General features: G+C 62.4%; 22 protein-coding genes. 16 read left to right on the plus strand and 6 right to left on the minus strand.

Going from position 1 to position 25,600, the window contains the following annotated elements:
- Positions 1–9: 9 nt before the first annotated feature.
- From rpsI to erpA, 4 genes are all read left to right on the plus strand, one after another.
- Entirely contained in the window at positions 10–402 is a 393-nt protein-coding gene (gene rpsI / locus AC54AG_RS26840; protein WP_010393285.1) for a 30S ribosomal protein S9, read from the plus strand.
- 169 nt (positions 403–571) lie between these two features.
- Positions 572–1,609, plus strand: a complete 1,038-nt coding sequence (gene argC / locus AC54AG_RS26845) for an N-acetyl-gamma-glutamyl-phosphate reductase (RefSeq protein ID WP_072456735.1) — start codon at positions 572–574, stop codon at positions 1,607–1,609.
- Between the two features lie 90 nt (positions 1,610–1,699).
- Positions 1,700–2,089 carry a bactofilin family protein gene (locus AC54AG_RS26850; protein WP_034749532.1) on the plus strand — a complete coding sequence of 130 codons (390 nt, stop codon included), beginning with the start codon at positions 1,700–1,702 and terminating at the stop codon, positions 2,087–2,089.
- 98 nt (positions 2,090–2,187) lie between these two features.
- Positions 2,188–2,550, plus strand: coding sequence for an iron-sulfur cluster insertion protein ErpA (gene erpA, locus AC54AG_RS26855; RefSeq protein WP_029496047.1), 363 nt, complete (start codon positions 2,188–2,190; stop codon positions 2,548–2,550).
- Positions 2,551–2,614: 64 nt separating this feature from the next.
- Here erpA and AC54AG_RS26860 read toward each other — a convergent pair whose 3' ends face one another.
- Both AC54AG_RS26860 and AC54AG_RS26865 read right to left on the minus strand, forming a co-directional pair.
- Positions 2,615–3,709, minus strand: coding sequence for an anhydro-N-acetylmuramic acid kinase (locus tag AC54AG_RS26860; RefSeq protein ID WP_496632376.1), 1,095 nt, complete (start codon positions 3,707–3,709; stop codon positions 2,615–2,617).
- A gap of 121 nt (positions 3,710–3,830) precedes the next feature.
- Positions 3,831–5,198 (minus strand): M23 family metallopeptidase, encoded by a 1,368-nt coding sequence (locus AC54AG_RS26865; protein WP_034749221.1) that lies wholly within the window; start codon positions 5,196–5,198, stop codon positions 3,831–3,833.
- 154 nt (positions 5,199–5,352) lie between these two features.
- On the opposite strand from AC54AG_RS26865, the gene tyrS reads away from it, so the two are divergent.
- The 11 genes from tyrS to AC54AG_RS26920 all read left to right on the plus strand — a co-directional run bounded on the left by tyrS (position 5,353) and on the right by AC54AG_RS26920 (position 14,542).
- Positions 5,353–6,618, plus strand: coding sequence for a tyrosine--tRNA ligase (tyrS, locus tag AC54AG_RS26870; protein WP_034749219.1), 1,266 nt, complete (start codon positions 5,353–5,355; stop codon positions 6,616–6,618).
- Positions 6,615–7,064, plus strand: coding sequence for a D-aminoacyl-tRNA deacylase (dtd, locus tag AC54AG_RS26875; protein WP_072456741.1), 450 nt, complete (start codon positions 6,615–6,617; stop codon positions 7,062–7,064). Before tyrS ends, dtd begins: the two co-directional genes overlap by 4 nt.
- Before the next feature lie 19 nt (positions 7,065–7,083).
- Positions 7,084–7,716: a YbhB/YbcL family Raf kinase inhibitor-like protein gene (locus tag AC54AG_RS26880; RefSeq protein ID WP_070301633.1), complete on the plus strand. Its 633-nt coding sequence runs from the start codon at positions 7,084–7,086 to the stop codon at positions 7,714–7,716.
- A gap of 3 nt (positions 7,717–7,719) precedes the next feature.
- On the plus strand, positions 7,720–8,364 hold the full coding sequence (locus AC54AG_RS26885) for a histidine phosphatase family protein (protein ID WP_496632380.1): 645 nt from the start codon (positions 7,720–7,722) through the stop codon (positions 8,362–8,364).
- A gap of 107 nt (positions 8,365–8,471) precedes the next feature.
- Positions 8,472–9,512, plus strand: coding sequence for a tRNA dihydrouridine synthase DusB (dusB, locus tag AC54AG_RS26890; protein WP_496632381.1), 1,041 nt, complete (start codon positions 8,472–8,474; stop codon positions 9,510–9,512).
- Positions 9,513–9,704: 192 nt separating this feature from the next.
- Complete coding sequence (locus AC54AG_RS26895) at positions 9,705–9,938, plus strand: helix-turn-helix domain-containing protein (RefSeq protein WP_008445162.1); 234 nt, start codon at positions 9,705–9,707, stop codon at positions 9,936–9,938.
- Between the two features lie 107 nt (positions 9,939–10,045).
- Complete coding sequence (gene purH / locus AC54AG_RS26900; protein WP_070301635.1) at positions 10,046–11,632, plus strand: bifunctional phosphoribosylaminoimidazolecarboxamide formyltransferase/IMP cyclohydrolase; 1,587 nt, start codon at positions 10,046–10,048, stop codon at positions 11,630–11,632.
- A 184-nt stretch (positions 11,633–11,816) separates the two neighbouring features.
- Positions 11,817–12,356, plus strand: a complete 540-nt coding sequence (gene ruvC, locus AC54AG_RS26905; RefSeq protein ID WP_034749205.1) for a crossover junction endodeoxyribonuclease RuvC — start codon at positions 11,817–11,819, stop codon at positions 12,354–12,356.
- 54 nt (positions 12,357–12,410) lie between these two features.
- The gene (gene ruvA / locus AC54AG_RS26910) at positions 12,411–12,989 is read left to right on the plus strand and encodes a Holliday junction branch migration protein RuvA (RefSeq protein ID WP_496632385.1); all 579 of its coding nucleotides are present in this window, start codon (positions 12,411–12,413) and stop codon (positions 12,987–12,989) included.
- Between the two features lie 6 nt (positions 12,990–12,995).
- On the plus strand, positions 12,996–14,051 hold the full coding sequence (gene ruvB / locus AC54AG_RS26915) for a Holliday junction branch migration DNA helicase RuvB (RefSeq protein ID WP_034749202.1): 1,056 nt from the start codon (positions 12,996–12,998) through the stop codon (positions 14,049–14,051).
- Positions 14,052–14,074: 23 nt separating this feature from the next.
- Positions 14,075–14,542, plus strand: a complete 468-nt coding sequence (locus AC54AG_RS26920) for a YaiI/YqxD family protein (RefSeq protein ID WP_034749529.1) — start codon at positions 14,075–14,077, stop codon at positions 14,540–14,542.
- Positions 14,543–14,593: 51 nt separating this feature from the next.
- Here AC54AG_RS26920 and AC54AG_RS26925 read toward each other — a convergent pair whose 3' ends face one another.
- The 4 genes from AC54AG_RS26925 to AC54AG_RS26940 form a co-directional block, all read right to left on the minus strand.
- Entirely contained in the window at positions 14,594–15,733 is a 1,140-nt protein-coding gene (locus tag AC54AG_RS26925; protein ID WP_496632388.1) for an OmpA family protein, read from the minus strand.
- A gap of 13 nt (positions 15,734–15,746) precedes the next feature.
- Positions 15,747–17,522, minus strand: coding sequence for an ice-binding family protein (locus AC54AG_RS26930; RefSeq protein ID WP_496632390.1), 1,776 nt, complete (start codon positions 17,520–17,522; stop codon positions 15,747–15,749).
- A 272-nt stretch (positions 17,523–17,794) separates the two neighbouring features.
- Complete coding sequence (locus tag AC54AG_RS26935; RefSeq protein ID WP_034749198.1) at positions 17,795–18,250, minus strand: DUF2147 domain-containing protein; 456 nt, start codon at positions 18,248–18,250, stop codon at positions 17,795–17,797.
- 112 nt (positions 18,251–18,362) lie between these two features.
- A complete protein-coding gene (locus tag AC54AG_RS26940; protein WP_496632393.1) occupies positions 18,363–21,170 on the minus strand; it encodes a valine--tRNA ligase in 2,808 nt (935 codons plus the stop codon).
- A 170-nt stretch (positions 21,171–21,340) separates the two neighbouring features.
- Between AC54AG_RS26940 and AC54AG_RS26945 the strand changes: the two genes are divergently transcribed.
- A complete protein-coding gene (locus tag AC54AG_RS26945; protein WP_496632395.1) occupies positions 21,341–25,162 on the plus strand; it encodes a hypothetical protein in 3,822 nt (1,273 codons plus the stop codon).
- The last annotated feature ends 438 nt before the right edge of the window (positions 25,163–25,600 follow it).

Genomic DNA, 25,600 nt, shown 5'->3' on the forward strand with positions numbered 1-25,600 from the left:
GGAACTGACATGATCGGTAATTACAATTATGGAACCGGCCGTCGCAAAAGTGCAGTGGCTCGGGTTTTTATCAAAGTTGGCACAGGCTTGATCGTTGTTAACGGCAAACCAGCAAACGAATACTTTTCGCGCGAAACGGGTCTGATGGTCATCCGTCAACCACTGGAACTGACCGGCAATGTCGAGCGTTTCGACATCAAAGTCAACGTCCATGGCGGCGGTGAGTCGGGCCAGGCTGGTGCAGTTCGTCACGGCATCACCCGCGCTCTGATCGACTACGATGCAGCGTTGAAACCGGAACTGGCGAAAGCCGGCTTCGTTACCCGCGATGCACGTGAAGTCGAGCGTAAAAAAGTTGGTCTGCGCAAAGCACGTCGCGCAAAGCAATTCTCGAAGCGTTAATTTCTACGCTACAGCACCTTCCGGGGTGCTGGTCGAAAAGCCGCTGGACTTCGGTCCCGCGGCTTTTTTGCATTTCAGCGTGACTCGGCGTTGCGCTGTAAAATACGCGGAAAACCCGCAGGGGTAGCGTTTCCCTCATCTTTATGCAATCTATACACAAGGAAAGAACATGATCAAAGTTGGCATCGTCGGCGGCACTGGATACACGGGCGTGGAATTGCTGCGCTTGCTCGCTACCCATCCAGATGTCGAGTTGACGGCGATTACCTCGCGCAAGGAAGATGGCTTGCCCGTTGCTGACATGTATCCTTCCCTGCGCGGCCATGTCAAACTGGCGTTTTCCTCGCCGGACAAGGCGAACCTGGAGCAGTGCGACGTGGTCTTCTTTGCCACCCCGCATGGTGTTGCCATGGCGCAAGCACCAGCCCTGCTGGCCGCTGGCGTGAAAGTCATCGACCTGGCCGCCGACTTCCGTCTGAAAGACCAGGCCAAGTTCGAGCAGTGGTACAAGATTCCCCACACAGCGCCCGAGTTGATCGAGCAGGCTGTGTATGGCTTGCCGGAACTGAACCGCGAAGACATCAAACAAGCCACGCTGATCGCCAACCCCGGTTGCTACCCGACCACCATGCAGCTGGGCTTTTACCCGCTGCTGAAAGCTGGCCTGGTCAACGCGGGCGGCTTGATCGCCGACTGCAAGTCGGGCGTGTCCGGCGCTGGCCGCAAGGCGGAAATCGGCATCCTGTTCTCGGAAAGCAGCGACAGTTTCAAAGCCTACGGCGTGGCCGGCCATCGCCACCTGCCGGAAACGACGGCGCAACTGCAGCGTTTCACGGACGAGAAAGTGGCGCTGACCTTCACGCCGCACCTCGTGCCGATGATCCGCGGCATGCATTCGACCCTGTACGCGCAGCTGAACAAGGATGTCAGCAATGAAGAGCTGCAATCCTTGTTCGAAGAGCAATACAAGGACGAGCCTTTCGTCGACGTGATGCCATTCGGCTCGCACCCGGAAACCCGCTCCACGCGTGGCTCGAACATGCTGCGCCTGGCCTTGCACCGTCCCGAAGGCGGCAACACCGTCATCGTGCTGGTGGTGCAGGACAATCTGGTCAAGGGCGCGTCGGGCCAGGCCGTGCAATGCATGAACTTGATGTTTGGCTTGAAAGAAACGGCCGGTTTGCAACACATCGCCGTGATGCCGTAACGATCGGCGACTGGGCTTGCGCGGGTCCGGCGCCTTTTTGCCGGACCTGTGATAAATTGGACTGCCACCTACCCCGACAGGATGACGTTCATGTTCGAGCGCAACGCGAAAAATCCCATCGACACCTTGATCGGCGCTTCCACGCGGATCGAGGGCGACTTGCTGTTTTGCGGCGGCTTGCGCATCGATGGCCATGTGCGCGGCAACGTCACGGGTGAGCCGGGCGAGCCCACATATATAGTGCTGGGCGAAGCGGGCCGCATCGATGGCGAAGTGCGCTGCTCGAGCCTGGTCGTCAGCGGCGAGATCAATGGCCCCGTGTATGTGTCTGAAATGCTTGAAATCCAGCCAAAAGCCCGCATTGTAGGAGAGGTCTATTACAAGGTGCTGGAAATGCACAGCGGTGCATTGGTGCAAGGCAAGCTCAGTCGGCACGACAGCGCCGACCCCGTGCTGCACCTGGCCGTGTCGGAAATGTGAGCAGGAACAACACCGTCCAGCCGCATCAGCGGCGGCCGCAGCGCGACTTGCGCCAACAGTCTATAATGACTTAATGTTTTCTAGTAGGAGTGCCTGATATGAATGCCGTCGCTGAAATGCAAGATGTGATCCCTTCCCCTATTATCTTTACCGATAGCGCCGCTGAAAAAGTCGCGCAGCTGATCGAAGAAGAAGGCAATCCCGACCTGAAATTGCGCGTCTTCGTGCAGGGCGGCGGCTGCTCCGGTTTCCAGTATGGCTTCACCTTCGACGAAATCGTCAACGAAGATGACACCACCATGGTCAAGAACGGCGTCCAGCTGTTGATCGATTCCATGAGCTACCAGTACTTGGTCGGCGCGGAAATCGACTACAAGGATGACCTGGAAGGCGCACAGTTCGTGATCAAGAATCCTACCGCTACTTCTACCTGCGGTTGCGGTTCATCGTTCTCGGTATAAAGTAGTTTTATCGGAATGTAAAAATAGCGGATCATCGATCCGCTATTTGTGTTTCTGCGCCCGCTTAGCTCGGATATAAGGCGCCCAGTACCCTCAGCCCCTGCGCTCCTGTTACGGCCGGCAAGTTGCCCGGCTTGCGCTGCGTAAAGCGCCAGGCCAGCCACGCAAAGGCCAGCGCCTCGACCTGGCTGGGCGCCACGCCCAGCGCTTCTGTCGATTCCACCGCCATGCCCGGCAATGCACGGGCCAGCGCCGCCATCAGGCTGGCGTTCTGCGCGCCACCGCCACACACGTATACCGTTTCCGCCTGTGCCCCGTCGCGTAGGATGGCATGCGCCAGGCTGGCGGCCGTCAGCTGTGTCAGGGTCGCCTGCACGTCGGCAGGATTGGCTTGCGGGTAGTTGCTCAGCTTGTCCTGCAACCAGCCGGCATGGAACAGGTCGCGCCCCGTGCTTTTCGGCGCCGGCAAGTCAAAATACGGTTCATTGAGCAAGTCTGCCAGCAAGCCGGGGATGACCTGGCCCGTGGCGGCCCAGGCGCCGTTGGCGTCGTAGGGCTGGCCCAGGTGCTGCAGGACCCAGCCATCCATCAGCGCATTGCCGGGGCCCGTGTCGTAGCCCGTCACCGTGCCGTCCGCGTGCAGCACGCTGATATTGCTGATGCCGCCGATATTGGCCAGCACGCGCGTGTGGCCGGGCACATTGAAAATCGCCTGGTGAAAGGCTGGCACCAGGGGCGCGCCCTGGCCGCCGGCCGCCACGTCGCGGCTGCGCAAGTCGGCGATGACGTCGATACCCGTCAGTTCGGCCAGCAGGGCGGGGTTGTTCAATTGGCGCGTAAAACCCAGCTCGGGGCGGTGGCGGATGGTCTGGCCATGCGCGCCGATGGCGGTGACGGCATCCGGGCCGATGCCCGCGTTGCTCAGGAGCTGGGCGACGCAGTCGGCGTAATGGCGCACGAGCTGGTTTGCCGCCAGCGCTTCGCGTTCGATTTCATTCTGGCCGGCACTTTGTAGCGCCATCAGATCGTCGCGCAGGCTGGCGGGGAAGGGAATGTAGGCATCGCCGAGGCTGCGTGTGCCGCCATCATCGGAAAAGTCGACCAGCGCGCCGTCAACGCCGTCCAGGCTGGTGCCAGACATCAGACCGATATACAGCATGGGTATTCCTTGAGTGCGTAAGTGATGGGGTGCATTGTGCCGCATTTTCCTGTTCAAAAAATAAAGGCACCGGCCATCTGCATGGGCGGTGCCTTTATATATTGCCCGAAGGCAGTGTTGCTTAGCGCGAAGCCAGTGCCGTGTCGTTCGGACGCAGCAGGGTGAAGCGGTGCATCATGTCGGCCGACACCATGCGGAAGCGGCTCAGCTCGGCGGCCGTCAATGGCGCCTGGGCTTGTACGTTCAGCTTGCTTGGATCTTGTGCCACGCCGCCGACGCGGAATTCATAGTGCAAATGCGCGCCCGTGGACCAGCCGGTGGTGCCGACGTAGCCGATCACATCGCCCTGGCTGACTTTTTGACCTTTTTTCAGGCCCGAAGCGAAGCGGCTCATGTGGGCGTAGGCGGTACTGTAGTTGGCCCAGTGTTTCAGGACAACAACATTGCCATAGCCGTTTTGGCTGCCGACGGAGTCGACCACGCCATCGCCCGAAGCGCGGATAGGCGTACCCGTTGCTGCAGCGAAATCGATGCCCTTGTGCGCTTTCCAGTTGCCGGAAATCGGGTGCACGCGCATGGAGAAGCCGGACGAGATACGGGAGAATTCGAGGGGGGATTTCAGGAAGGCTTTTTTGAGGGACTTGCCGTCGAAGCTGTAGTAACCGCCGCCTTGCTTGCTGGCTGGGTCTTCGAACCAAACGGACTGGTAAGTCGTGCCGCGGTTGGTGAATTCACCGGCCAGGATGCGGCCCGCTCGGACAAATTCGCCATCTTGCCAGAATGTCTCGTAGACAACATTGAACGAGTCGCCGCGTTTCAGGTCGGAGCGGAAGTCGATATTGGTGGAGAACATTTCCACGATTTGCGCGGAAATCGAGTCTGGCAGGCGGGTGCCGTCCAGGCTGGAATCGGTAGCGGCAAACAGGGTGGAGGTAATCTTGCGCGCGTGCATTTCAACGCGGCGTTCCAGCTGGGCTGCCACTTCCGTAGCCACGAACTTGTCGCCCTTGCGGGTGATCAGGATGTTCTTGACCGATTTGTCCGTGCCGTCGACGAGGGTGGCGCGCATCCAGTTGAGGTCGCCGTTTTCGGTCGTTTGCGCTTGCACGCGCTTGCCCGATTTCAGCAACATCACGCCGCGCGCGATCTTGTCGGTTTTAATGAAATTGGCGGCCGCCTGATCATCCACGCCGAGACGGGTCAGCAGAGTGGCGAGGGTATCGCCAGCGCGGACTTTTTCTTCGTGGGTGAAATTCTGGTCTACCTGTTCCATCGCGGAAATTTGCGAGGCGAGATCAGGCATTTCCAGGTTTTGGGCGATGGACGTGACCGGCAAGTCCGATGCGTCGGGCGCCATGGGCGACACAGCGACCGCGCCGAAGGCGGCCACGGCGAGCAGCACCGCGGACGCACCAATAATGCGTGCCTTGCGGGTCGTCGTCAGCTGTGTGTACAAGCGTGAGCCTGTGATTTTATGTATAGGGTTCATGCAATCAGTTAAAATTTGCCCTTGAACGTGACCTGAGCTAGCGCTCTTTGTTATTGTTATTTTGATTCGTTTTCATACGGCAAGATTGATGGGATCGAGCATTATAACAAACTCTGCAAACCTACTACCATTTTGAGATCTACAGTCAAATTTTATGGAAATCAACACCACCGCATCGCCTACAAAGGCTAACGCCGCTCAGACCGCGCTTCCGCTGTCTGACAGAGTACAAGAAGCCCTCGCGATTACCAAGCGTGGCGTCGACGAACTATTGATCGAAAGCGAATTTGCGCAAAAATTAGCACGCTCCGAGAAAACCGGTGTTCCGCTGCGCATCAAACTGGGCCTGGACCCGACCGCACCCGACTTGCATCTGGGCCACACTGTCGTCCTGAACAAGATGCGCCAGCTGCAAAACCTCGGCCATCAAGTCATTTTCCTCATTGGCGACTTCACGTCCATGATCGGCGACCCTTCGGGCCGCAACGTCACGCGCCCACCGCTGACCAAGGAACAGATCGAGATTAACGCGATGACGTATTTCGCGCAAGCATCTTTAGTGCTGGACGCCAGCAAGACGGAAATCCGCTATAACTCCGAATGGTGCGATCCGCTGGGGGCGCGCGGCATCATCCAGCTCGCTTCCCACTACACGGTGGCGCGCATGATCGAGCGCGACGATTTCACCAAGCGCTTCCAGGGCGGCATTCCTATTTCCGTCCATGAATTCCTGTACCCGCTGATGCAAGGCTACGACTCGGTGGCCCTGAAATCGGACCTGGAACTGGGCGGCACGGACCAGAAGTTCAACCTGCTGGTGGGCCGCGAACTGCAAAAGCAGTACGGACAGGAGCAGCAGTGTATTTTGACCATGCCGCTGCTGGAAGGTTTGGACGGCGTGGAAAAAATGTCCAAGTCGAAGAATAACTACATCGGCATCACGGAACCGGGCAACACCATGTTTGCCAAGCTGATGAGCATTTCCGACGTCATGATGTGGCGCTACTACGAGCTGCTGTCGTGGCGCTCGATCGCCGAACTGGCCCAGCTGAAGCGCGAAGTCGAGGAAGGCCGCAATCCGCGCGACGCCAAGGTTGCGCTGGCGCAAGAAATCGTCGCCCGCTTCCATTCGCAACAGGCGGCCGAAGATGCGCTGGCCGACTTCGTCAACCGCTCGAAGGGCGGCATCCCCGACGATATCCCGGAAGTGAGCCTGGCTGGCGCACCGCTGGGCATCCCGCAATTGCTCAAGCAAGCCGGTCTGTGCCCATCCACGTCGGAAGCCATGCGCAAGATCGACCAGGGCGGCGTGCGCATCGACGGCACCGTCATCAGCGACAAGGGCTTGCAAGTGGAAGCCGGTCAGTTCGTGTTGCAAGTTGGCAAGCGCAGCTTTGCGCGCGTCACCTTGACGGCATGATCGCGCTGCTGCAAAGAGTCACGCAGGCCAAGGTGGATGTCGATGGCGCCACCATCGGCGCCATCGACGCCGGGCTGATGGTGCTCGTGTGCGCCGAGCGGGGCGATACGGAGAAGGAAGCGGACGCCTTGCTGACCAAACTGCTCGGCTATCGCGTGTTTGCCGACGAGGCGGGCAAGATGAACCGCAGCGTGACGGACGTGGCCGGCGGCTTGCTGCTGGTGCCGCAGTTTACGCTGGCGGCCGACACCAAGTCCGGCACGCGCCCGTCGTTTACGCCGGCCGCCGCGCCGCAGGACGGCTTGCGCCTGTTCACGCATTTCGTGGACCAGGCGCGCAGCCGCCATGCGACCGTGCAAACGGGGCAGTTCGGCGCCGACATGCAAGTGTCGCTCACCAATGACGGCCCCGTCACGTTCTGGCTACAAGTGAACGCAAAGCAATAACTATAAAGAGGAGCAAGCGATGAAATTGTGGAGCGAGACGTTTCGTGATGGAGGCCTGATGCCGGCCGACTATGCTTTTGCCGAGATCGATCCGGCCAGCCGCGTGCGCCTCGCCGGCAACCGCAATCCCCATCTGGCCTGGGACGACGTGCCCAACGGCACCGAGTCGCTGGCCCTGTTCTGCATCGACCCCGATGCGCCGCAAGATGCCAGCCTGGCCAACCGCGATGACCAGGCCCTGTCGCTGACGGCGCTGCGCGGCGACTTTTATCACTGGAGCTTGCTCGACTTGCCTCCGGCCATGCGGGTTATTGCCGCCGGAGAATTTTCCAGCGGCATCACTCCCCGTGGCAAGGCGGCAGGTCCCGGGTTGCGCCAGGGCATCAACGATTACACGGGCTGGTTTGCCGGCGATGCCGCCATGGCCGGCGATTACTACGGCTATGATGGTCCGTGCCCGCCGTGGAATGACGAGCGCATCCACCACTATATTTTCCGCCTGTACGCGCTCGACGTGCCGCAACTGGCTTTGCCCGAGCGTTTCACGGGGCAGCAAGCCCATGCCGCCCTGTACGGCCACATCCTCGATGAAGCCCAGCTCGTCGTCGCCTATTCGCTCAATCCCGAGTTGGCACTTACTCTGAAGAAATAACGCATGAGCACCACGATTTTATTGATACGCCATGGCGAGACGGCCTGGAATGCGGGCCGTCGCCTGCAGGGCCATATCGACATCGCCTTGAACGAGGCGGGCCTGGCGCAAGCGGTCGCGCTGGGGCAGGCGCTGGCGGACGAACCGCTGGCCGCCATCATCGCCAGCGACCTGCAGCGCGCGCAGCAGACGGCGCAAGCCGTGGCCGACGTGAAAGATTTACCCGTGCAAACGGACTCGTTGCTGCGCGAGCGCTGCTACGGCGCCTTCGAAGGCTTGCTGTATGCGGACATTGCCGCGCGCTATCCGCACGAGTATGCGCAATGGCAATCGCGCCAGATCGACGCCGTGATGCCGTCGGGCGAGCGCCAGGCCGAAAGTTTCCGCCAGTTTTATGCGCGCGCGAATGGCGCCATCGCCCGCTTGGCCGAGCAATATGACGGCCAGACGATTGCCATCGTGGCCCACGGCGGCGTGCTCGAGTGCGCTTACCGCGAGGCGGTCGGCATGACGCTCGACAGTCCGCGCGACTTCCAGGTCAAAAATGCCAGCGTCAACCGGTTTTCTTACGCCGACGGCAAGCTGCATTTAGTGCACTGGGGAAATATCGAGCACTTGAGCGCGCCCGCGATGGACGAGCTGGGCTAAGCGGCCCCATCCTCACTCTGACGCACTGAGCTAAAAAAATAGTGCTTATTAAATAGGCAGGGAATCGGTTAAAATAGCAGGTTCCTCCGTCCATTCCAGGTTCCTCAGTGCAAATCGGCCCTCACATTCTGCGCAACAACGTTTTCGTCGCTCCGATGGCGGGCGTGACGGATCGGCCTTTCCGCCAGTTGTGCAAGCAGTTGGGTGCCGGCTACGCCGTGTCGGAGATGGCGGCGTCGAATCCGCGCCTGTGGGCGACGGAAAAAAGCGCGCGCCGCACGGACCACGAAGGCGAAATGGAGCCGAAAGCCGTGCAGATCGCCGGCGCCGATCCGCAAGACCTGGCCGATTGCGCCAAGTTCAATGTGGACCGGGGCGCACAGATCATCGACATCAACATGGGTTGCCCCGTGAAAAAGGTGTGCAACAGCTGGTGCGGTTCGGCCCTGTTGCAAGATGAAAGCCTGGTCGAAAAGATTTTGCACGCCGTCGTCAATGCCGTCGACGTGCCCGTCACCCTGAAATTTCGCACGGGCTGGAACCGCGAAAACAAGAACGCCCTGAAAATCGCCCGCATCGCCGAGCAAGCCGGCATTCAGATGCTGACCTTGCACGGCCGCACGCGTGCCGATGGCTACAAGGGCGATGCCGAGTATGAAACCATTGCCGCCGTGAAAGCATCAGTGGGCATCCCCGTGGTGGCCAATGGCGACATTACCAGTCCGGAAAAGGCCCGCTTTGTGCTCGATCAAACGGGCGCCGATGCCGTCATGATCGGCCGCGCGGCGCAGGGCCGGCCGTGGATTTGCCGCGAAATCGACCATTTCCTGCGCACCGGCACCTTGCTGCCGGCGCCGTACGTGGATGAAGTGCGCACGCTGATGGACGAGCATTTGCGCGCCCATTACGCGTTTTACGGTGAATTTCTCGGCGTGCGCACGGCGCGCAAGCACATCGGCTGGTATGTCAAGGATCTGGAAGGCGGCGAAGCGTTCCGCCAGCAAATGAACTTGCTGGAATCGACGGATGCGCAATTGCTGGCCGTCGATCAATTTTTTGAGTCGCAATGGAAATTTGGCGAACGGTTACAATACCGCCTCTCCGAATCCAGTGAAAGTGGCCTTATAGAAGCGGCCACGGCAGCATGAGCAGATAGCAAGGTAGTGGCATAAGTTATAAGCAATAGTGATCAGTACGAGTGATAAAGAAGTACAAGGGCGAGCGCCTATACAGAGCGTCATGCAATATTAATTACAACACCGAGGCAAGAGGGCAGCACGCGGACCGCATGAGCGACGCGGCGCCGGATGGCCAGGTGTTCAGCCGGTTGAAGCATACAAATGAGCAAAGAAAGCATTCAGGAAGTCGTACAGAAAAGTCTAGAAGATTACTTCAATGACCTGGGCGAACAGCAAGCATCGAATATCTACGACATGGTCGTGTTGACCGTGGAAAAGCCCATCCTGGAAGTCGTGATGACACGCGCCGATGGCAACCAGTCGCACGCCGCGCAGATGCTGGGCATCAACCGCAATACCCTGCGAAAGAAATTGCAGGAGCACGGTTTGCTGTAATGCCGGCATGCAAGTGACGCCAAGATTTGAATCCGCCGCAGCGGGCCCAGCTTCATAGCTGACCGCTGCGCCATTCGCCAAGAACACTTAACCACCTAGCCACAGCCATGATCAAACAAGCTCTCCTCTCCGTTTCCGACAAGACCGGCGTTCTCGAATTCGCCCGCGCCCTGTCCGCCCTCGGCGTCAACCTCCTGTCCACGGGCGGCACCGCCAAACTGCTGGCAGACAACGGTGTTCCTGTCACGGAAGTGGCCGATTACACGGGTTTCCCGGAGATGCTCGATGGCCGTGTGAAAACCCTGCACCCGAAAGTGCACGGCGGTATCCTGGCGCGCCGCGATTTCCCTGAACACATGTCGAAACTGGTCGAGCACGACATGCCGACCATCGACATGGTGGTGGTCAACCTGTACCCGTTCCAGGGCACGGTCGCCAAGGCCGATTGCACCTTGGAAGACGCGATCGAAAACATCGATATCGGCGGCCCGACCATGCTGCGTTCGGCGGCCAAGAACCACAAGGACGTGGTCGTCATCTGCGACCCGACCGACTACGACGTGGTACTGGCGGAAATGCGTGCGGCCGATGGCAAGGCAGGCGACGTCAGCTACGACACCAAATTCATGCTGGCGAAAAAAGTCTTTGCGCACACGGCGCAATACGACGGCGCCATCACCAACTACCTGACGAGCCTGGGCCCGACGAAAGTGCACGCCGAGCGCGGCACCTATCCGCAAATCCTGAACGTGGCCTTTGAAAAAGTGCAAGACATGCGCTACGGTGAAAACCCGCACCAGAGCGCCGCCTTCTACCGCGACCTCGTCACCACCGACGGCGCGCTGGCCAACTACCGCCAGCTGCAAGGCAAGGAATTGTCGTACAACAACATCGCCGACGCCGATGCGGCCTGGGAATGCGTGAAGAGCATGGGCGGCTTCGAGCAAAGCGCCGCTTGCGTCATCGTCAAGCATGCGAACCCATGCGGCGTGGCCCTGGGCAAGAATGCGGCGGAAGCGTATGCGCGTGCCCTGCAGACGGATCCGACCTCGGCATTCGGCGGCATCATCGCCTTCAACACGGAACTCGACGGCGCCACCGCCGGCGAAATCGCCAAGCTGTTCGTGGAAGTGCTGATCGCCCCGTCGTTCTCCGCCGAAGCGAAACAGATTCTGTCGAGCAAGCAAAACGTGCGCATGCTGGAAATCCCGCTGGGCAGCGGCGTGCACGCCATGGACTTCAAGCGCGTCGGTGGCGGCTTGCTGGTGCAATCGCCGGATGCGAAAAACGTCGGTATCGGCGACTTGCGCGTGGTCAGCAAGCTGCAGCCAACGCCGCAGCAACTGGCCGACCTGATGTTCGCCTGGAAAGTGGCGAAATTCGTCAAGTCGAACGCCATCGTCTTCTGCGGCAATAACATGACCCTGGGCGTGGGCGCTGGCCAGATGAGCCGTATCGATTCGGCCCGCATCGCTTCCATCAAGGCGCAAAACGCGGGCCTGTCGCTGACGGGCTCCGTCGTGGCGTCGGACGCCTTCTTCCCGTTCCGCGACGGCCTCGACGTCGTCGTCGACGCGGGCGCGACCTGCGTCATCCACCCGGGCGGCTCGATGCGCGACCAGGAAGTGATCGATGCGGCGGACGAGCGCGGCGTGGTCATGCTGTACACGGGCACGCGTCACTTCCGTCATTGATATCGATAGAGAGAGTAGGTCGGATTAGCGGGGCCGAAGGCCGCGCGTAATCCGACAAGCGCAGTTGGCAACGCATGTCGGATTACGCGTACCGCTAATCCGACCTACAGCTACTCGATAAAGTACTCAGCGGCAGGCACCGGTTATTCACCGGTGCCTGCCGTATTCATTATAGAATCTGGCGATGATTATTCTTGGCATCGATCCTGGCCTGCGCACGACCGGCTTTGGGGTCATTGAAAAACACGGCAACAAGCTGCGCTATATCGCGTCGGGGACCGTCAAGACGGGTTCCGAAGGGGAATTACCGCCGCGCCTGAAGGTCATCCTGCGGGGCGTGAGCGAGATCGTCGGCACCTACCAGCCCGATTGCGCGGCCATCGAAAAAGTGTTTGTCAACGTCAATCCCCAATCGACCTTGCTGCTGGGCCAGGCGCGCGGCGCGGCCATTTGCGCGCTCGTCCATGCCGATTTGTCGGTGGCCGAATACACGGCGCTGCAAGTGAAACAGGCTGTCACGGGCCACGGCAAGGCGGCCAAGGAGCAGGTGCAGGAAATGGTCTCGCGGTTGTTGTCCTTGCCCGGCTTGCCCGGTACGGATGCGGCCGACGCGCTGGGCGTGGCCATTTGCCATGCCAACAGCATCGATGCGCTGGCCATGATAGGCGCGCTGGCGCCGCAACTGCAGGGTCTGCGCATGAAGCGCGGCCGTTTAGTAGGGTAGGCGCATGGCCCTCATATCAATAGAAACAACGATACACAACATTAGGAACACGCGATGATAGGCCGTCTCTCCGGTATTTTGCTTGAAAAGAATCCGCCACAATTGCTGGTCGATTGCCAGGGCGTCGGCTATGAAGTCGACGTGCCGATGAGCACCTTTTACAACTTGCCCCACGTGGGCGAAAAAGTCGTGCTGTTCACGCACCAGGCCATCCGCGAAGACGCGCACCTGCTGTTTGGCTTCGGCAATGCGGCCGAGCGCGCCGTGTTCCGCCAGTTGATCAAGATCACGGGCGTGGGCGCGCGCATGGCGCTGTCGATTCTCTCGGGCATGACGATTGCCGATCTGGCCCAAGCCATTACCCTGCAGGATTCCGGCCGCCTGGTGAAAGTGCCGGGCATCGGCAAGAAGACGGCCGAGCGCCTGTTGCTGGAATTGAAGGGCAAGCTGGGAGCCGATATCGGCGCCGGCGGCGCGCACGCGGCGCCCGACGCGCAATCGGATATCCTCAACGCCCTGGTCGCGCTCGGCTATTCGGACAAGGAAGCGCAGGCCGCCGTGAAGAACGTGCCGGCTGGTACAGGCGTGTCGGACGGCATCAAACTGGCGCTGAAAGCGCTGTCGAAAGGCTGATAGGGCATGAGCATCCAGACCGACAGCTTCACGGAACAGCGCATCATCGACGCGGCGCCCATCTCGCACAACGAGGAGGCGATCGAACGGGCCTTGCGTCCCAAGCAGCTCGACGAGTATGTCGGGCAGGAAAAGATCCGCGACCAGCTCGAGATTTTCATCACGGCCGCGCGCCAGCGCAAGGAAGCGCTCGACCACACCTTGCTGTTCGGCCCGCCGGGCCTGGGCAAGACCACCCTGGCGCACATCATCGCGCGCGAAATGGGCGTCAATTTGCGCCAGACCTCGGGCCCCGTGCTCGAGCGCCCGGGCGACCTGGCGGCGATTTTGACGAACCTGGAAGCGAACGACGTCCTGTTCATCGATGAAATCCACCGGTTGTCGCCGGTCGTTGAGGAAATTTTATATCCGGCGCTCGAGGATTATCAAATCGATATCATGATCGGCGAAGGCCCGGCCGCCCGTTCCGTGAAGCTCGATCTGCAACCGTTTACCCTGGTCGGCGCCACCACGCGCGCCGGCATGCTGACCAATCCGCTGCGCGACCGCTTCGGCATCGTCGCGCGCCTGGAGTTCTACAACACGGGCGAATTGACGAAGATCGTCACGCGCAGCGCGGCCTTGCTGAAAGCACCGATCGACCCGGAGGGCGCGCATGAAATCGCCCAGCGCGCCCGCGGCACGCCCCGTATCGCCAACCGCTTGCTGCGCCGCGTGCGTGATTTCGCGGAAGTCAAAAGCAATGGCGAAATCACCAAGGTGGTGGCCGACCGCGCGCTGGCCATGCTTGACGTCGATTCCGCCGGCTTCGACGTGATGGACCGCAAGCTGCTCGAAGCCGTGCTGTTCAAGTTCGGCGGCGGCCCCGTCGGCATCGGCAACCTGGCGGCGGCCATCGGCGAAGCGGCCGATACCATCGAAGACGTGCTGGAACCGTATCTGATACAGCAAGGTTTCCTGCAGCGCACACCCCGTGGCCGTGTCGCCACGCCGGCTGCCTATCTGCACTTCGGCGTCAGCGCGCCGCGCATGGGCCCGGGCGGCGAAGCGTGGGAACTGTGATGGCGCAGGAAGGTATGCCGGGTATGCAAATCTGGATCGACGCCGACGCCTGTCCCGTCGTCATCAAGGAAATTTTGTACCGCGTGGCGGACCGCCTGGAGCTGCCGCTCATCCTGGTCGCCAACCAGGGCTTGCGCGTGCCGCCCTCGCGTTTCATCCGCACCGTGCAAGTGCCGTCCGGCGCCGACGTGGCCGACCAGGAAATCGTGCGTTTGTTGAATCCCGGCGACCTCGTCATCACGGGCGACATCCCGCTGGCGGCCGACGTCCTGACCAAGGGCGGTTTCGCGCTGAACCCGCGCGGCGAGTTCTACACGAAGGATAATATCGCCCAGCAACTGACGATGCGCGCCTTCATGGAAGAATTGCGCAGCGGCGGCGTCGATACGGGCGGCCCGGCCGCCTTCAGCCAGTCCGACCGGCAACAGTTCGCCAACAGCCTGGACCGGCATTTGAGCAAGCACCACCGCAAGCCGGCCCCGGCGCAGTAATTCGCGGACGAAAAAAAACCGGCGCAAGCCGGTTTTTTACGTGCATGTAACTTAGCGTGCAACTTTGCGCGTGCCCACCACTTCCACCGTCACACGGCGGTTCTTGGCGCGCCCGGCGGCACTTGTGTTGTCGGCCACCGGCTGCGTTTCTCCCTTGCCTTCCGTGTAGACACGGTTCGTTTCCACGCCTTGCGCCACCAGATAGGCCTTGACGGCTTCGGCGCGGCGTTGCGACAGTTTCTGGTTGTAGACGTCAGGGCCGACGGCATCCGTATGGCCGACCGTGACGATCACTTCCAGGTCCATGCCTTGCAATTGGCCCAGCAGCTGGTCCAGCGCGGCCTTGCCTTGCGGCTTGAGCGCCGATTGATCGAAATCAAACAACGCTTCCGAGGCAAACGACACTTTTTCCGACACGGGCGCTGGCGCCGGTGCGGCCACGATGACGGGGGCCGGCATCGCGACGGCCGGGGCGACTTCTGGCGCCGGCTGGTAGGCGGGCGTGGCGCTGGCCGGGCGGCCCAGTTTATACACGAGGCTGACGGAATACAGGTCCGCATCGCCCCGGTTGCCGACGGCGTCGTTCAAGCGATAACGCTCGACTTCGCCGCGCAGGGCCAGCGCTTCGCTGAACTTGTATTCGAGGCCCAGGCCCAGCTTGGCATTGAGCTTGCGCTCGCTGGCATGGGTATTGGTCGAACCCAGCAGGCGGTTGCCGCTGAATTCCGTGTTGGTCCTGGTGTAGTGCATGCCGACACGGCCCAGCAAGGACAGGCGCTGCGACAGCGGCAGCTGGCCCAGCAAGTCCAGATTCACGCCGCGGAAGGCCGCTTGCCCGTTCAGTACGCCGTTGCCGCTGGTGGTCGACTTGAAATCGAACTTGCCCAGGTCAAAGTAACCGGCTTCCACGGCGACATACTGGTTCAGCTGGCGGCCGACAAACAGTTTATAGCCGGTGTCGCGCTGGTCCTTGCTGAAGCCGGTGACGCTTTCGCCGTTGGCGGCCAGGCTGGCGCGCAGGCGCGGCTCGTCGATGTTGGCGCGCGACTGGCCCACGCCCGCGCCGATGTACCAGGCGCTGTTGGCCCAGTCCGGGTTGATGAACGTATTGTCCTGCGCCTGCGCCGATTGCGCCGCCAGCAAGGCGCCGGTCATGACGCTCAGGGCGCCCAGTGTGTGTGCGATAGTCATGGTCATGTCCCGGTTATTTGGTGATCTGGTTGTTGCGCAGGGTAACGGCGGCAGCCGTCAGCACGCGGCCATTGAGCAGGGTCGTGTTGTCGCCCACCGTGATGGCGGCCGACTGGCCCAGGATATTGCCCTTGAAGACGCTGTTGGCGGCCAGGGTGGTCGGGCCGACGGGCAGCCAGCTGACGTTGTCGGCCGTGGCGCCATTGTTCAGGGCAACCACCGAGTTGACGGTCGAATTCAAGGTCAGCGCCGTGCGGAAGATGTACACGCCGGGACCGTTCAGGGTCAAGGTACCCGTGATGCTGATGGCGCCCGCATAGCAATACACGCCGGGGCCGAAGGTCTGGCCGCCGAGGTCTATGCCGCCGGCAAAGCTGACGTCGCAAGTGCGGCTGTTGCCGTCCGTGATCGCCGTTTGCAAATCCGTCATCGCGCCGGCCAGGATGGCGCCCGACTTGTAGTTGGTAAAACCAGCTGCCTGGGTCGGATCGACCGTTTGCGAAGGCGAACCCACGTCGCCCGTGATCAGGGTCGTGCCGCCCGAATTATTCGTGATCGAGGTGCCGGCCAGCACGCCGAACGATGCGGCGCGGCCCAGGATGATCGGATTGAGGACGGGCGGGATGGCGACGGCAGTGACGGTCAGCAGCGCGCTGCCCGACTGGCCGCCGGCCGTGGCCGTGATGCTGCTGGTGCCGGCGGCGATGCCGGTGGCGACGCCCGTGTTCAGCACGCTGGCATTGGCAACGGTGCCCGACGTCCAGGCGGCGCTGTTGGTGATGATGGCGTTCGAGCTGTCCGAGTACGTTGCGGTGGCAATGAATTGCTGCGTGGCACCGACAACGATGCTGGCGGTGGCCGGCGTGACGGCGATGCTGGCCAGGGTAATGGCCGGCACGGTGACGGTGGTGCTGGCCGTCTTGCCGTTGAAGCTGGCGTTCATGACGCTGGTACCAAAGGCAACGCCGGTGACGAGGCCGCCGCTGGCGACAGTGGCCGAGGCTGGCGTGGCGGACACGAAGCTGCTGCCGGACGTCACGTCAGCGCTGCTGCCATCCGAATACGTGGCAAGGACGGCCAACTGGCGCGTCGCGGCGACGGGGATGATCGGGTTTTGCGGCGTGACGGCGATCGACAGCAAGGTCGCTGGCGTGACGGTCAGCACGGTGCTGGCCGTGAGCGCGCCCGTGGTGGCCGTAATCTGCGTCGTGCCGGCAACCTTGCCCAGCGCCAGGCCGCCAGCGGCGATGCTGGCCGTGGCGGGACTGGCCGAGGCAAATGCCGACACGGCCGTGACGTCGCGCGTGGCGCCGTCGCTGAAGCTGCCCGTCACCGTGAATTGCTGCGTTGCTGCGATGGCGATCGATGGCGCGAGCGGCGTGATGGCAATTGCCGTCAAAGTGGCGGGCGAGACGGTCAACTGGGCCGCTGCGCTCTTGCCGCCAAATGCGGCGCTGATGCTGCTGCTGCCGGCAGCGATGCCGGTGCTCAAGCCTGTGGCGGCATTGACTGTCGCGCTGGCTGGCGTGGCCGAGGTCCAGGCCGACTTGGCGCTGACATCTTGCGAGGAGCCGTCGCTATACGTGGCGATGGCCGTGAATTGCTGGCCCGCACCGATAGCGACCGTGGCCGTGGCTGGCGTGACGGCCAGGCTGGACAGGGTGGCAGCCGGCAAGCCGAGGATAGGATCGCGTCCCTGGTCGCCGCCGCCGCAGCCGGCCAGGGCGGTCATGGCCAGCAGGCCTGCCGAGACGATCAGCGGGTTCAGATATCGCTTGAAGAGATTCATAGTGTTCCTTTGTGCATGGCAGTCATTGCCGGTCATCCGCGGATGAGGTCATCCGGCAGAGCCATGCCGCCTGTCGCTACAGGGCGATGGCGTCACAGGCATGCACTATTTCATTTAGGAAACTTCAAGTATGTTCGGTGGCGCGCATAGGCCCCTGGCGTTCGGAGATAGGGTCAAAAAAACGCGATTCGGCCTGGAAAACAACGGCCGTGTGCGGAAAACAGACGCAAAAAAGCCGGCGCTAAGGCCGGCTTCATCAGGGCAGGGGGAGCTTACTCTTCGCGCACCCACGTCTGCGAGCGGCCAAACATCGGCACGCCGACATAGCCGCGCACTTGCAGCTTGGTGCCGCCTTCCGTCAATTCCGCCTTGCTCTTGTAGGTCTTGCCATTGGCCGGGTCCGTGATTTCGCCGCCAGTCCATTCCTTGCCGTCATATTTCAGGCCGGACAGGATCACCATGCCGACGATGGGCTGGTCTTTCTTGGCGCCCGTGCACTTGTCGCACTTGGGATTCTGGTCTTCGTCCGGGCCGCGGAACAGCTTGTCGATCTTGCCTTGCAAGACGCCGTTGCTTTCCGTGATGACGATGAGGGATTTCGGCTTGCCGCTGGCGTCGTCGATGGTTTTCCATGTGCCGACGGGGGTAAAGTTGCCGTCGCGCGCGGTGGCGCTGCCGGCGATGGCCAGGGCGGCCACCAGTACGCTTGCTTTGAATACTTTATGCATCGCTAGTCTCCATTGGTTTTTTGATCGTGTCACGAACAGTTATATACCAAGGCAAGACCAGCAGTGCTGCGCGGCGTCACGAATGACGCCGCGCAATCCTTCCAAACTTGCCTTATGCGCTGGCTAGTTTAGCAAACTGTTCGCGCAGTTTTTCAATTGTCGCCGAAAAACTGAGCAAGCGCTCGTTTTCTTGCGCAACGATGGCGGCCGGGGCGCGCGCGACAAAGCTTTCATTGCCCAATTTGCTGTTGACTTTGGCAATTTCCGCTTCGATGCGGGCGATTTCCTTGCCCAGGCGCTCGCGTTCGGCAGCCACGTCGATTTCCACTTTCAGCATCAGCTTGGTGGTGCCGACGATGGCGACGGCCGCTGGCGAGTCCGGCAGCGCATCGACGATCTGCACGTCGGCCAGCTTGCCCAGCGACTGGATGTACGGTGCGTACGACGCCAGCGCTTCTTTCTCGCTGGCATTGCCCGCTTCGACGATCAGCGGCACGCGCACGGAAGGTGAGATCTGCATTTCGCCGCGCAGGTTGCGCGTCGCGTCCGTCAACGCTTTCAGCTGCTGCATCCACGCTTCGGCCGCTTCATCGATCTTGTCGGTGTTGGCGATCGGGTACGGCTGCATCATGATGGAGTCACCCTCAGCTTTGAGCGTTTTGCCAGCCAATGGCGCCACCGTCTGCCACAGGGCTTCCGTGACGAACGGGATGATCGGATGGGCCAGGCGCAGCACCACTTCCAGCACGCGCAGCAGGGTGTGGCGGGTGGCGCGCTGCTGGCCTTCCGTGCCCTGTTGCACTTGCACCTTGGCCACTTCCAGGTACCAGTCGCAATACTCGTCCCAGACGAATTTGTAGATGGTGGCGGCGATATTGTCGAAGCGGAAGTCTTCAAAGCCCTTGGCCACGTCCAGCTCCGCCTTTTGCAGCAGCGAGATGATCCACTTGTCCGCTTGCGACAGGTCGGCGTCGTTCGGCGTGCAGTCCTTGCCTTCCGTATTCATCATGACGAAACGGGTGGCGTTCCACATCTTGTTGCAGAAGTTGCGGTAGCCTTCGCAGCGGCCCAGGTCGAAATTGATGTTGCGGCCCAGCGAAGCGTAGCTGGCCATGGTGAAGCGTACGGCGTCCGTGCCGTAGGCCGAAATGCCTTCCGGGAATTCCTTGCGCGTGGCCTTGGTGATCTTTTCCGCGTCGCGCGGGTTCATCAGGCCCGTCGTGCGCTTGACGATCAGGTTTTCCAGGTCGATGCCGTCGATCAGGTCGATCGGGTCCAGCGTGTTGCCTTTCGACTTCGACATTTTCTGCCCCGTCGAATCGCGCACGAGACCGTGCACATAGACGGTTTCAAACGGCACCTTGCCCGTGAAGTGCGCCGTCATCATGACCATGCGCGCGACCCAGAAGAAGATGATGTCGAAACCCGTCACCAGCACGGACGATGGCAGGAAGGCCTTCATGTCCGGCGTTTCTTCAGGCCAACCCATGGTCGAGAACGGCACCAGGGCGGACGAGAACCACGTGTCGAGCACGTCGTCGTCGCGCTTCAACGGACCGGTGCTGCCGGCCGCCTGCGCCTTGGCTTGGGCCTCGGCTTCCGTCTTGGCAACGAAGATATTGCCGGCGTCGTCGTACCAGGCCGGGATTTGATGGCCCCACCACAGCTGGCGCGAGATGCACCAGTCCTGGATGTTGTTGAGCCACTGGTTGTAGGTGGTGCTCCAGTTTTCCGGCACGAACTTGATTTCGCCGTTGGCGACCTTGTCCAGCGCCGTTTCGGCGATCGATTTGCCTGGGAAGAACGTGCCTTCCGGGGCTGGTTTGCTCATGGCGACAAACCACTGGTCCGTCAGCATCGGCTCGATGACAACGCCCGTGCGGTCGCCGCGCGGCACCATCAGTTTGTGCGGCTTGACTTGCTCCAGCAAGCCTTGCGCGTCGAGGTCGGCGACGATCTGCTTGCGCGCGGCAAAGCGGTCCATGCCGCGGTAGGCTTCCGGCGCGTCATCGGTGATCTTCGCGTCCAGCGTCAAAATGACGATCTGCGCCAGTTTATGGCGCTGGCCCACGGCGTAATCGTTCATGTCGTGCGCCGGGGTGATCTTGACACAGCCCGTGCCGAATTCCTTGTCGACGTATTCGTCGGCGATGATGGGGATTTCGCGGTCCGTCAACGGCAGTTTGAGCATCTTGCCCACCAGCGGCAGGTAGCGCTCGTCCGTCGGATCGACGGCCACGGCCACGTCGCCCAGCATGGTTTCAGGACGGGTGGTGGCCACCGTCAGGAAGCCGCTGCCATCGGCCAGCGGGTACTTGATGTACCACATGGAGCCGTCTTCTTCCTCGGACACCACTTCCAGGTCGGACACCGCCGTGCCCAGCACGGGGTCCCAGTTGACGAGGCGCTTGCCGCGGTAGATCAGGCCTTGCTCGAACAGGCGCACGAAGACGTCGGTGACGACTTTCGAGCGCGGCTCGTCCATCGTGAAGTATTCGCGCTGCCAGTCGGCCGAAGCGCCCAGGCGGCGCATCTGGCCGGTGATGATCGAACCCGATTTTTCTTTCCATTCCCACACTTTTTCCACGAATTTCTCGCGGCCCAGGTCATGGCGCGAAATCTTTTGCGCGTCCAGCTGGCGCTGCACGACGATTTGCGTGGCGATGCCCGCGTGGTCGGTGCCGGGAATCCAGGCTGTGTTGTGGCCCAGCATGCGGTGGTAGCGTGTCAGGCCATCCATGATGGTCTGGTTGAACGCATGGCCCATGTGCAGGGTGCCGGTGACGTTCGGCGGCGGCAACTGGATGCTGAAGGAAGGTTTTCCGGCATCGAGGGTGGCGGTGAAGTAACCGCGCTGTTCCCACTCGGTGCGCCAGAATTGTTCAATGTCGGCGGGCTCGAAAGACTTGGCTAATTCCATGATTTGGCGTGTGATTGGCAAAAGGAGCCATTATAAGGGGTGCATAAAGCATGCGCAGCAAATAGCGGGCCTGGATGGCCCGAAAAGCCGCGCACGATTGCGCAATATTGCTTCATTGTATTTTTTCTAAGCTATCATATTTGCAACATTATTTGAAAGCTTAGGCAATCATGAAAAAATTGTGGCAATTGGCCGTGCTCGGCGCCGGATGGGCTGCCGGTGGCGCGTGCGCCGGCGTTCCGGAAGGAATGGCGTCTTTCCAGCGCGGGCGCTGCGTTGACGCCGTGGCCCAATTGCGCGGACTTGCGCTGGGCGGCAATATCAAGGCGCAAAAGGTTCTCGGCGATATCTACGCGGGCGCGGAGCAGTGTTCGGACGTGGCGCGCAGCGATGCCGATGCCGTGCGCTGGTATCTGCTGGCGGCCAAGCGCGGCGACCGCGTTGCTCAGGAGGAACTTGTTTCTCTGTATACGAGCTGGTCGGGCAGCATGCGCAATCCCGCGCGCGCGCTGTCCTGGCTGCGCAGCCTGGCGTCGCAGGGCGCCGGCGGACCGATGGCGCAACTGGCGAAAATGTATGAAGAGGGAAAAGGCGTGCCGGCCGACAAGGTGTTGTCGTATGCGCTCAGACTGCTGGCGCTGCAGGACAAGGAATGGCGCGGCGCGGCCGAGCTGGAGACGTATCTGCCGGCGCACCGCAGCGCGATGTCGCCGGACCAGGTCGACGAAGCCGTGCGCCTGGCCGGCCTTTGGCGGCGCGGCGCGCCCTTGCCGGCGACGTCGCTGACGGGGCGGCGCTCGCCGCAGGACTGGTACCTCCGCGCCGCCGAGGGCGGCGACATGGACGCCGCCTACCAGCTGGGCATGCGGTGTTGCAACGGAGCAGACGGCCTGGATGAAAGGCAGGCCGTCCGCTGGCTGCGCAAGGCGGCCGAAAGCGGCAACGCCAAGGCCCAGCTGCAACTGGTCAAGGTGTACGGCATGGGTTGGGGCGTGCCGCAGGACTATGTGCTCGCCTCCATGCTGAGCCAGCTGGCGGCGGCGGGTAGGGAGCCGGAGGCCGCCGCCAGCGTGGCGGGCTGGGCAAAGGCGATGAACGCGGCGCAAAACGCCGAGGCGGATCAGCTGGCGCGGGCGTGGAAGGTGGGCATGCCGCTGCCACAGGTCTCGGTGCATGGCATGGAACGCATGATCCATTATGTGCGCGAGGCGCGCGACAAGCTGCCGCCGACGCCCGAAGTGCGGGCGCTGTTCGATGCCGCCAGCGAGGGCGATGAAGCGGCCTTCGGCCAGCTGCTCGCCGGCGTCGCCCTGCCGGGCGCCTACCGAAGCGGCTCGAACACCCTGCTGCACACCTTGATCTTGCCCGCGTACAGCCTGGTCGAAGCCGAATCGGCATGGCAGAAGGCGCAGCCGCGTCTGGACGACCCTTTGCTGCAACAGATGCAGCAAAGGGCGCACCGCCAGGCGCAACGCGAGCGGCACGCCGCGCTGCTGCCGGCCAGGCTGCGCATGATGACGCTGTTGTTGCAGCGCGGCGTGCCGGTCGGCGAAGGTACCGGGGGCAGTAGCGTCGCGCCCCTGCATCTGGCGGCCATGTACGGCAACGCCGCGATGGTGCGCCTGTTGCTGGCCCATGGCGCCGACGTGCGGCACTACGGCGCCGGAAATGAAACGCTGGCGCCGCTGGAATACGCGCTGCAGCAGGAAGACGCGGGCATGCTGCCGGAATTGCTCGACGCGGATGAACGCACGGCAAACATGATCGCCTTGCTGGACGCTGGTTCGGGCCTGCCCTACCTGGTGGGCGACCAGCGCATGGCGGAGCTGCGCCAGGCAGAGAAAAAGACGGCGAAAGACGGCGCGGCGCCGCCAGCCGAACGGCCGCTGGCCGATCACATGCTCTGGAGCCGTTTGCTGGGCCTGACGCGCGGCACCGAAGTGCTCGATAAAATGCTGGCCACCGGCACCACGCCCGAGATCTACGAACAGGGCAAGTCGCTGTACGCCTACGCCGCCGAAGCGGGCAACGCCGGCGCGCTGGATTGGCTCAAGCAGCGCGTGCCCCGGCATGACGCAAAGGGAAAGGACCGCTGGCTCGATGCTGCGATGCGTGCCATGTACAACCATCAGCCGGCGTCCGAGGACGTGCTGCGCCAGCTGGTGATGCCCGGCATGCCCTGGAAGCAAGCCGGCCCCGCAGCCGAAGAGTTGCACATGAGAAAACGGACGACGCTCGACGCGCTGCACCTGGAAACGGAGACCCTGCTGTGGCATGCGGTGCGCAGCCAGCGGCCGGACTGGGTCACGCGCCTGGCCGAGATGGGTGCGCCCGTCGTCAGCGACGGCTATCGTCCGCCCTTGCTGGCGGCCGTCGAAAATAGTGACGCGGCGATGGTCAAGCTGCTGCTGGGCCTGGGCGCCGACCCGCTGGGCGGCGAGTTCCCCGTCTTGAGGATGGCGCTGAAACTGAAGCCGACGCCGGAAAACAATACTGTGCTGACCTTGCTGCTGGCGGCCGTCGCGGCGCGCCAGCCGCTGGCAGACATCAAGTGGTCGCCGCTGGACGAGGCGCTGCGTTCCGTGCGCGATGCGGCCGGCGTCGAGCGGGTACGCCTGATGCTGGCGGCCGGCCTGCCGGCCAGCCAGTTGGGCAACAACGCCGCCGTGCTCGCCGTGCAGTCGCCGCAGCGCGCATTGGCGCCGCTGTTGCTGGAACATGGCATGTTGCGGCGCGCCGACGGTGTGCGGCGCGCGCCGGGCGATGCGGTGGTGCTGCGGCAGGCGCTGCGGGCGCAGCGCGGCGATCTGCTGCCGCGTCTGCTGGACCTGGGGCTGGATCCGAACTGGCGCGGCGCCAATCAGAAGAGCGCGCTGGAGCAGGCTATTCTCAATGGCAATACCGAGGCCGTGCGCCTGTTCCTCGCGCGCGGCGCGCGGATCGATGACGGCACGGAGCACCCATGGGGTGGCGCACTGGACCTGGCCGCTGCCAGTCTCAATACCGATATGCTGGCGCTCGTCACGCGCGACTGGACGCTGTCGCTGGACAAGGTCTGCCTGCCGGACACGCCGAACCTGATCGATATCGTCATGAACGCGTCCGATGCGTATTGGGACTTGCTGCTCAAGCATGGATTTTCCAGCGCGCCGCCACAGTGCGCGCACGCCATGGCGCCGCGCCTGATCACCGCCTTTGCCGAGGAACCGGGGCTGATCCTGGCCGGCTGGCTGGGCCAGCGCTTCGCTGCGCGCCTGCCGCGCCTGGCTGGCGGCCTGCGGCAACTCGCGCCGCAGGACTGGAGCGTGCTGCGCGCCGCGGGACGCGCCGACATGCTGGCCATCCTGGCGGCCGGCGGCTGGCGGGTGCCGCCTGCGCAGGTTGCGGCTGCACCCGCACACAAGGACAAGGCTGCCGACCTGGCGCTGCAACAGCGCTTGCCGGGACGCTACACCATGGGGCGCCGGACCGAGGTCGCGTCGCAGATCGTGCTGCGCGCCGACGGGCGTTTCAGTTACCAGATGGTGTACGGCGCCGATGAGCAAGCGGCGCAGGGACGCTGGTCGGTGCTGGATGGCGAGCTGCTGCTGCAGGGCGATGGGAAGTCGCCCGATGCACCGTTTGCGCTGTTGCCGCCTCGGCCCGGCGACGCCACCACGGGCCCGGCCCGCATCATCGTCGAATATCGCAACGAGGCCGTGCCCGATATCGGCCTGGCGGCGCTCGGCGATGCGCCCGCGTTTGCCAAAGGCGTCAGCGGCACGCAGCCGTGGCAGGTGCCGTTTGCCGGGCCGCTGCGCCATCTGGCTCTGTCCCATCCGGAAGCGGGCTTTGCCACGGTGGCGCTGCCGGCCCGGCAAGGCCTGTTGCGCTTTGCGCTGTATCCGCCGCGCTCGGGCATGCGGGACTTTAACGCCGTCATCGGCATCGGGGATGACACACTGGCCTGGGATCGCGATGGGCAAATGCTGTCATACGACAAGGTGAAGTAAACGCGGCCATATGGCCGTGTTTGGCGGCCTGGCGAGTCGTTTTCCTGCAACAGAACGGGGGGTAGAGGTGCTGCCGATGCTATAATGCCGGCCTCGGCGCCTCCTGCCCCATCCTTGCGGACGGCGCCAGCAGACGCGGTTGTATCAACGTTTCATATCCAACACTCGTCCGCGTCTCACGGCCAGCGCATCTGCGATGCCAGCCACTTTCAGAGCGTCCCCTTCGGGCCGGGCGCCTGAGCCACGCGCACCGCCAGCGGTGCACCATTCACGGCGGAATCAACGCGGCTCATTGCACGCCGCTGCCGCCACAGCTTAGCCAGGAATCTTGCTGCCTGGTCCGTCGTCTTTCGATACGGCACTCCCCAGCGCGCCTTGGCGCCTGTGGCCGCGCCATGGCCGCGCGCTTTCCTGGTTTCGCTTATACAAGGAAACCCG

The sequence above is a fragment of the Janthinobacterium sp. BCJ23 genome (assembly GCF_059617945.1).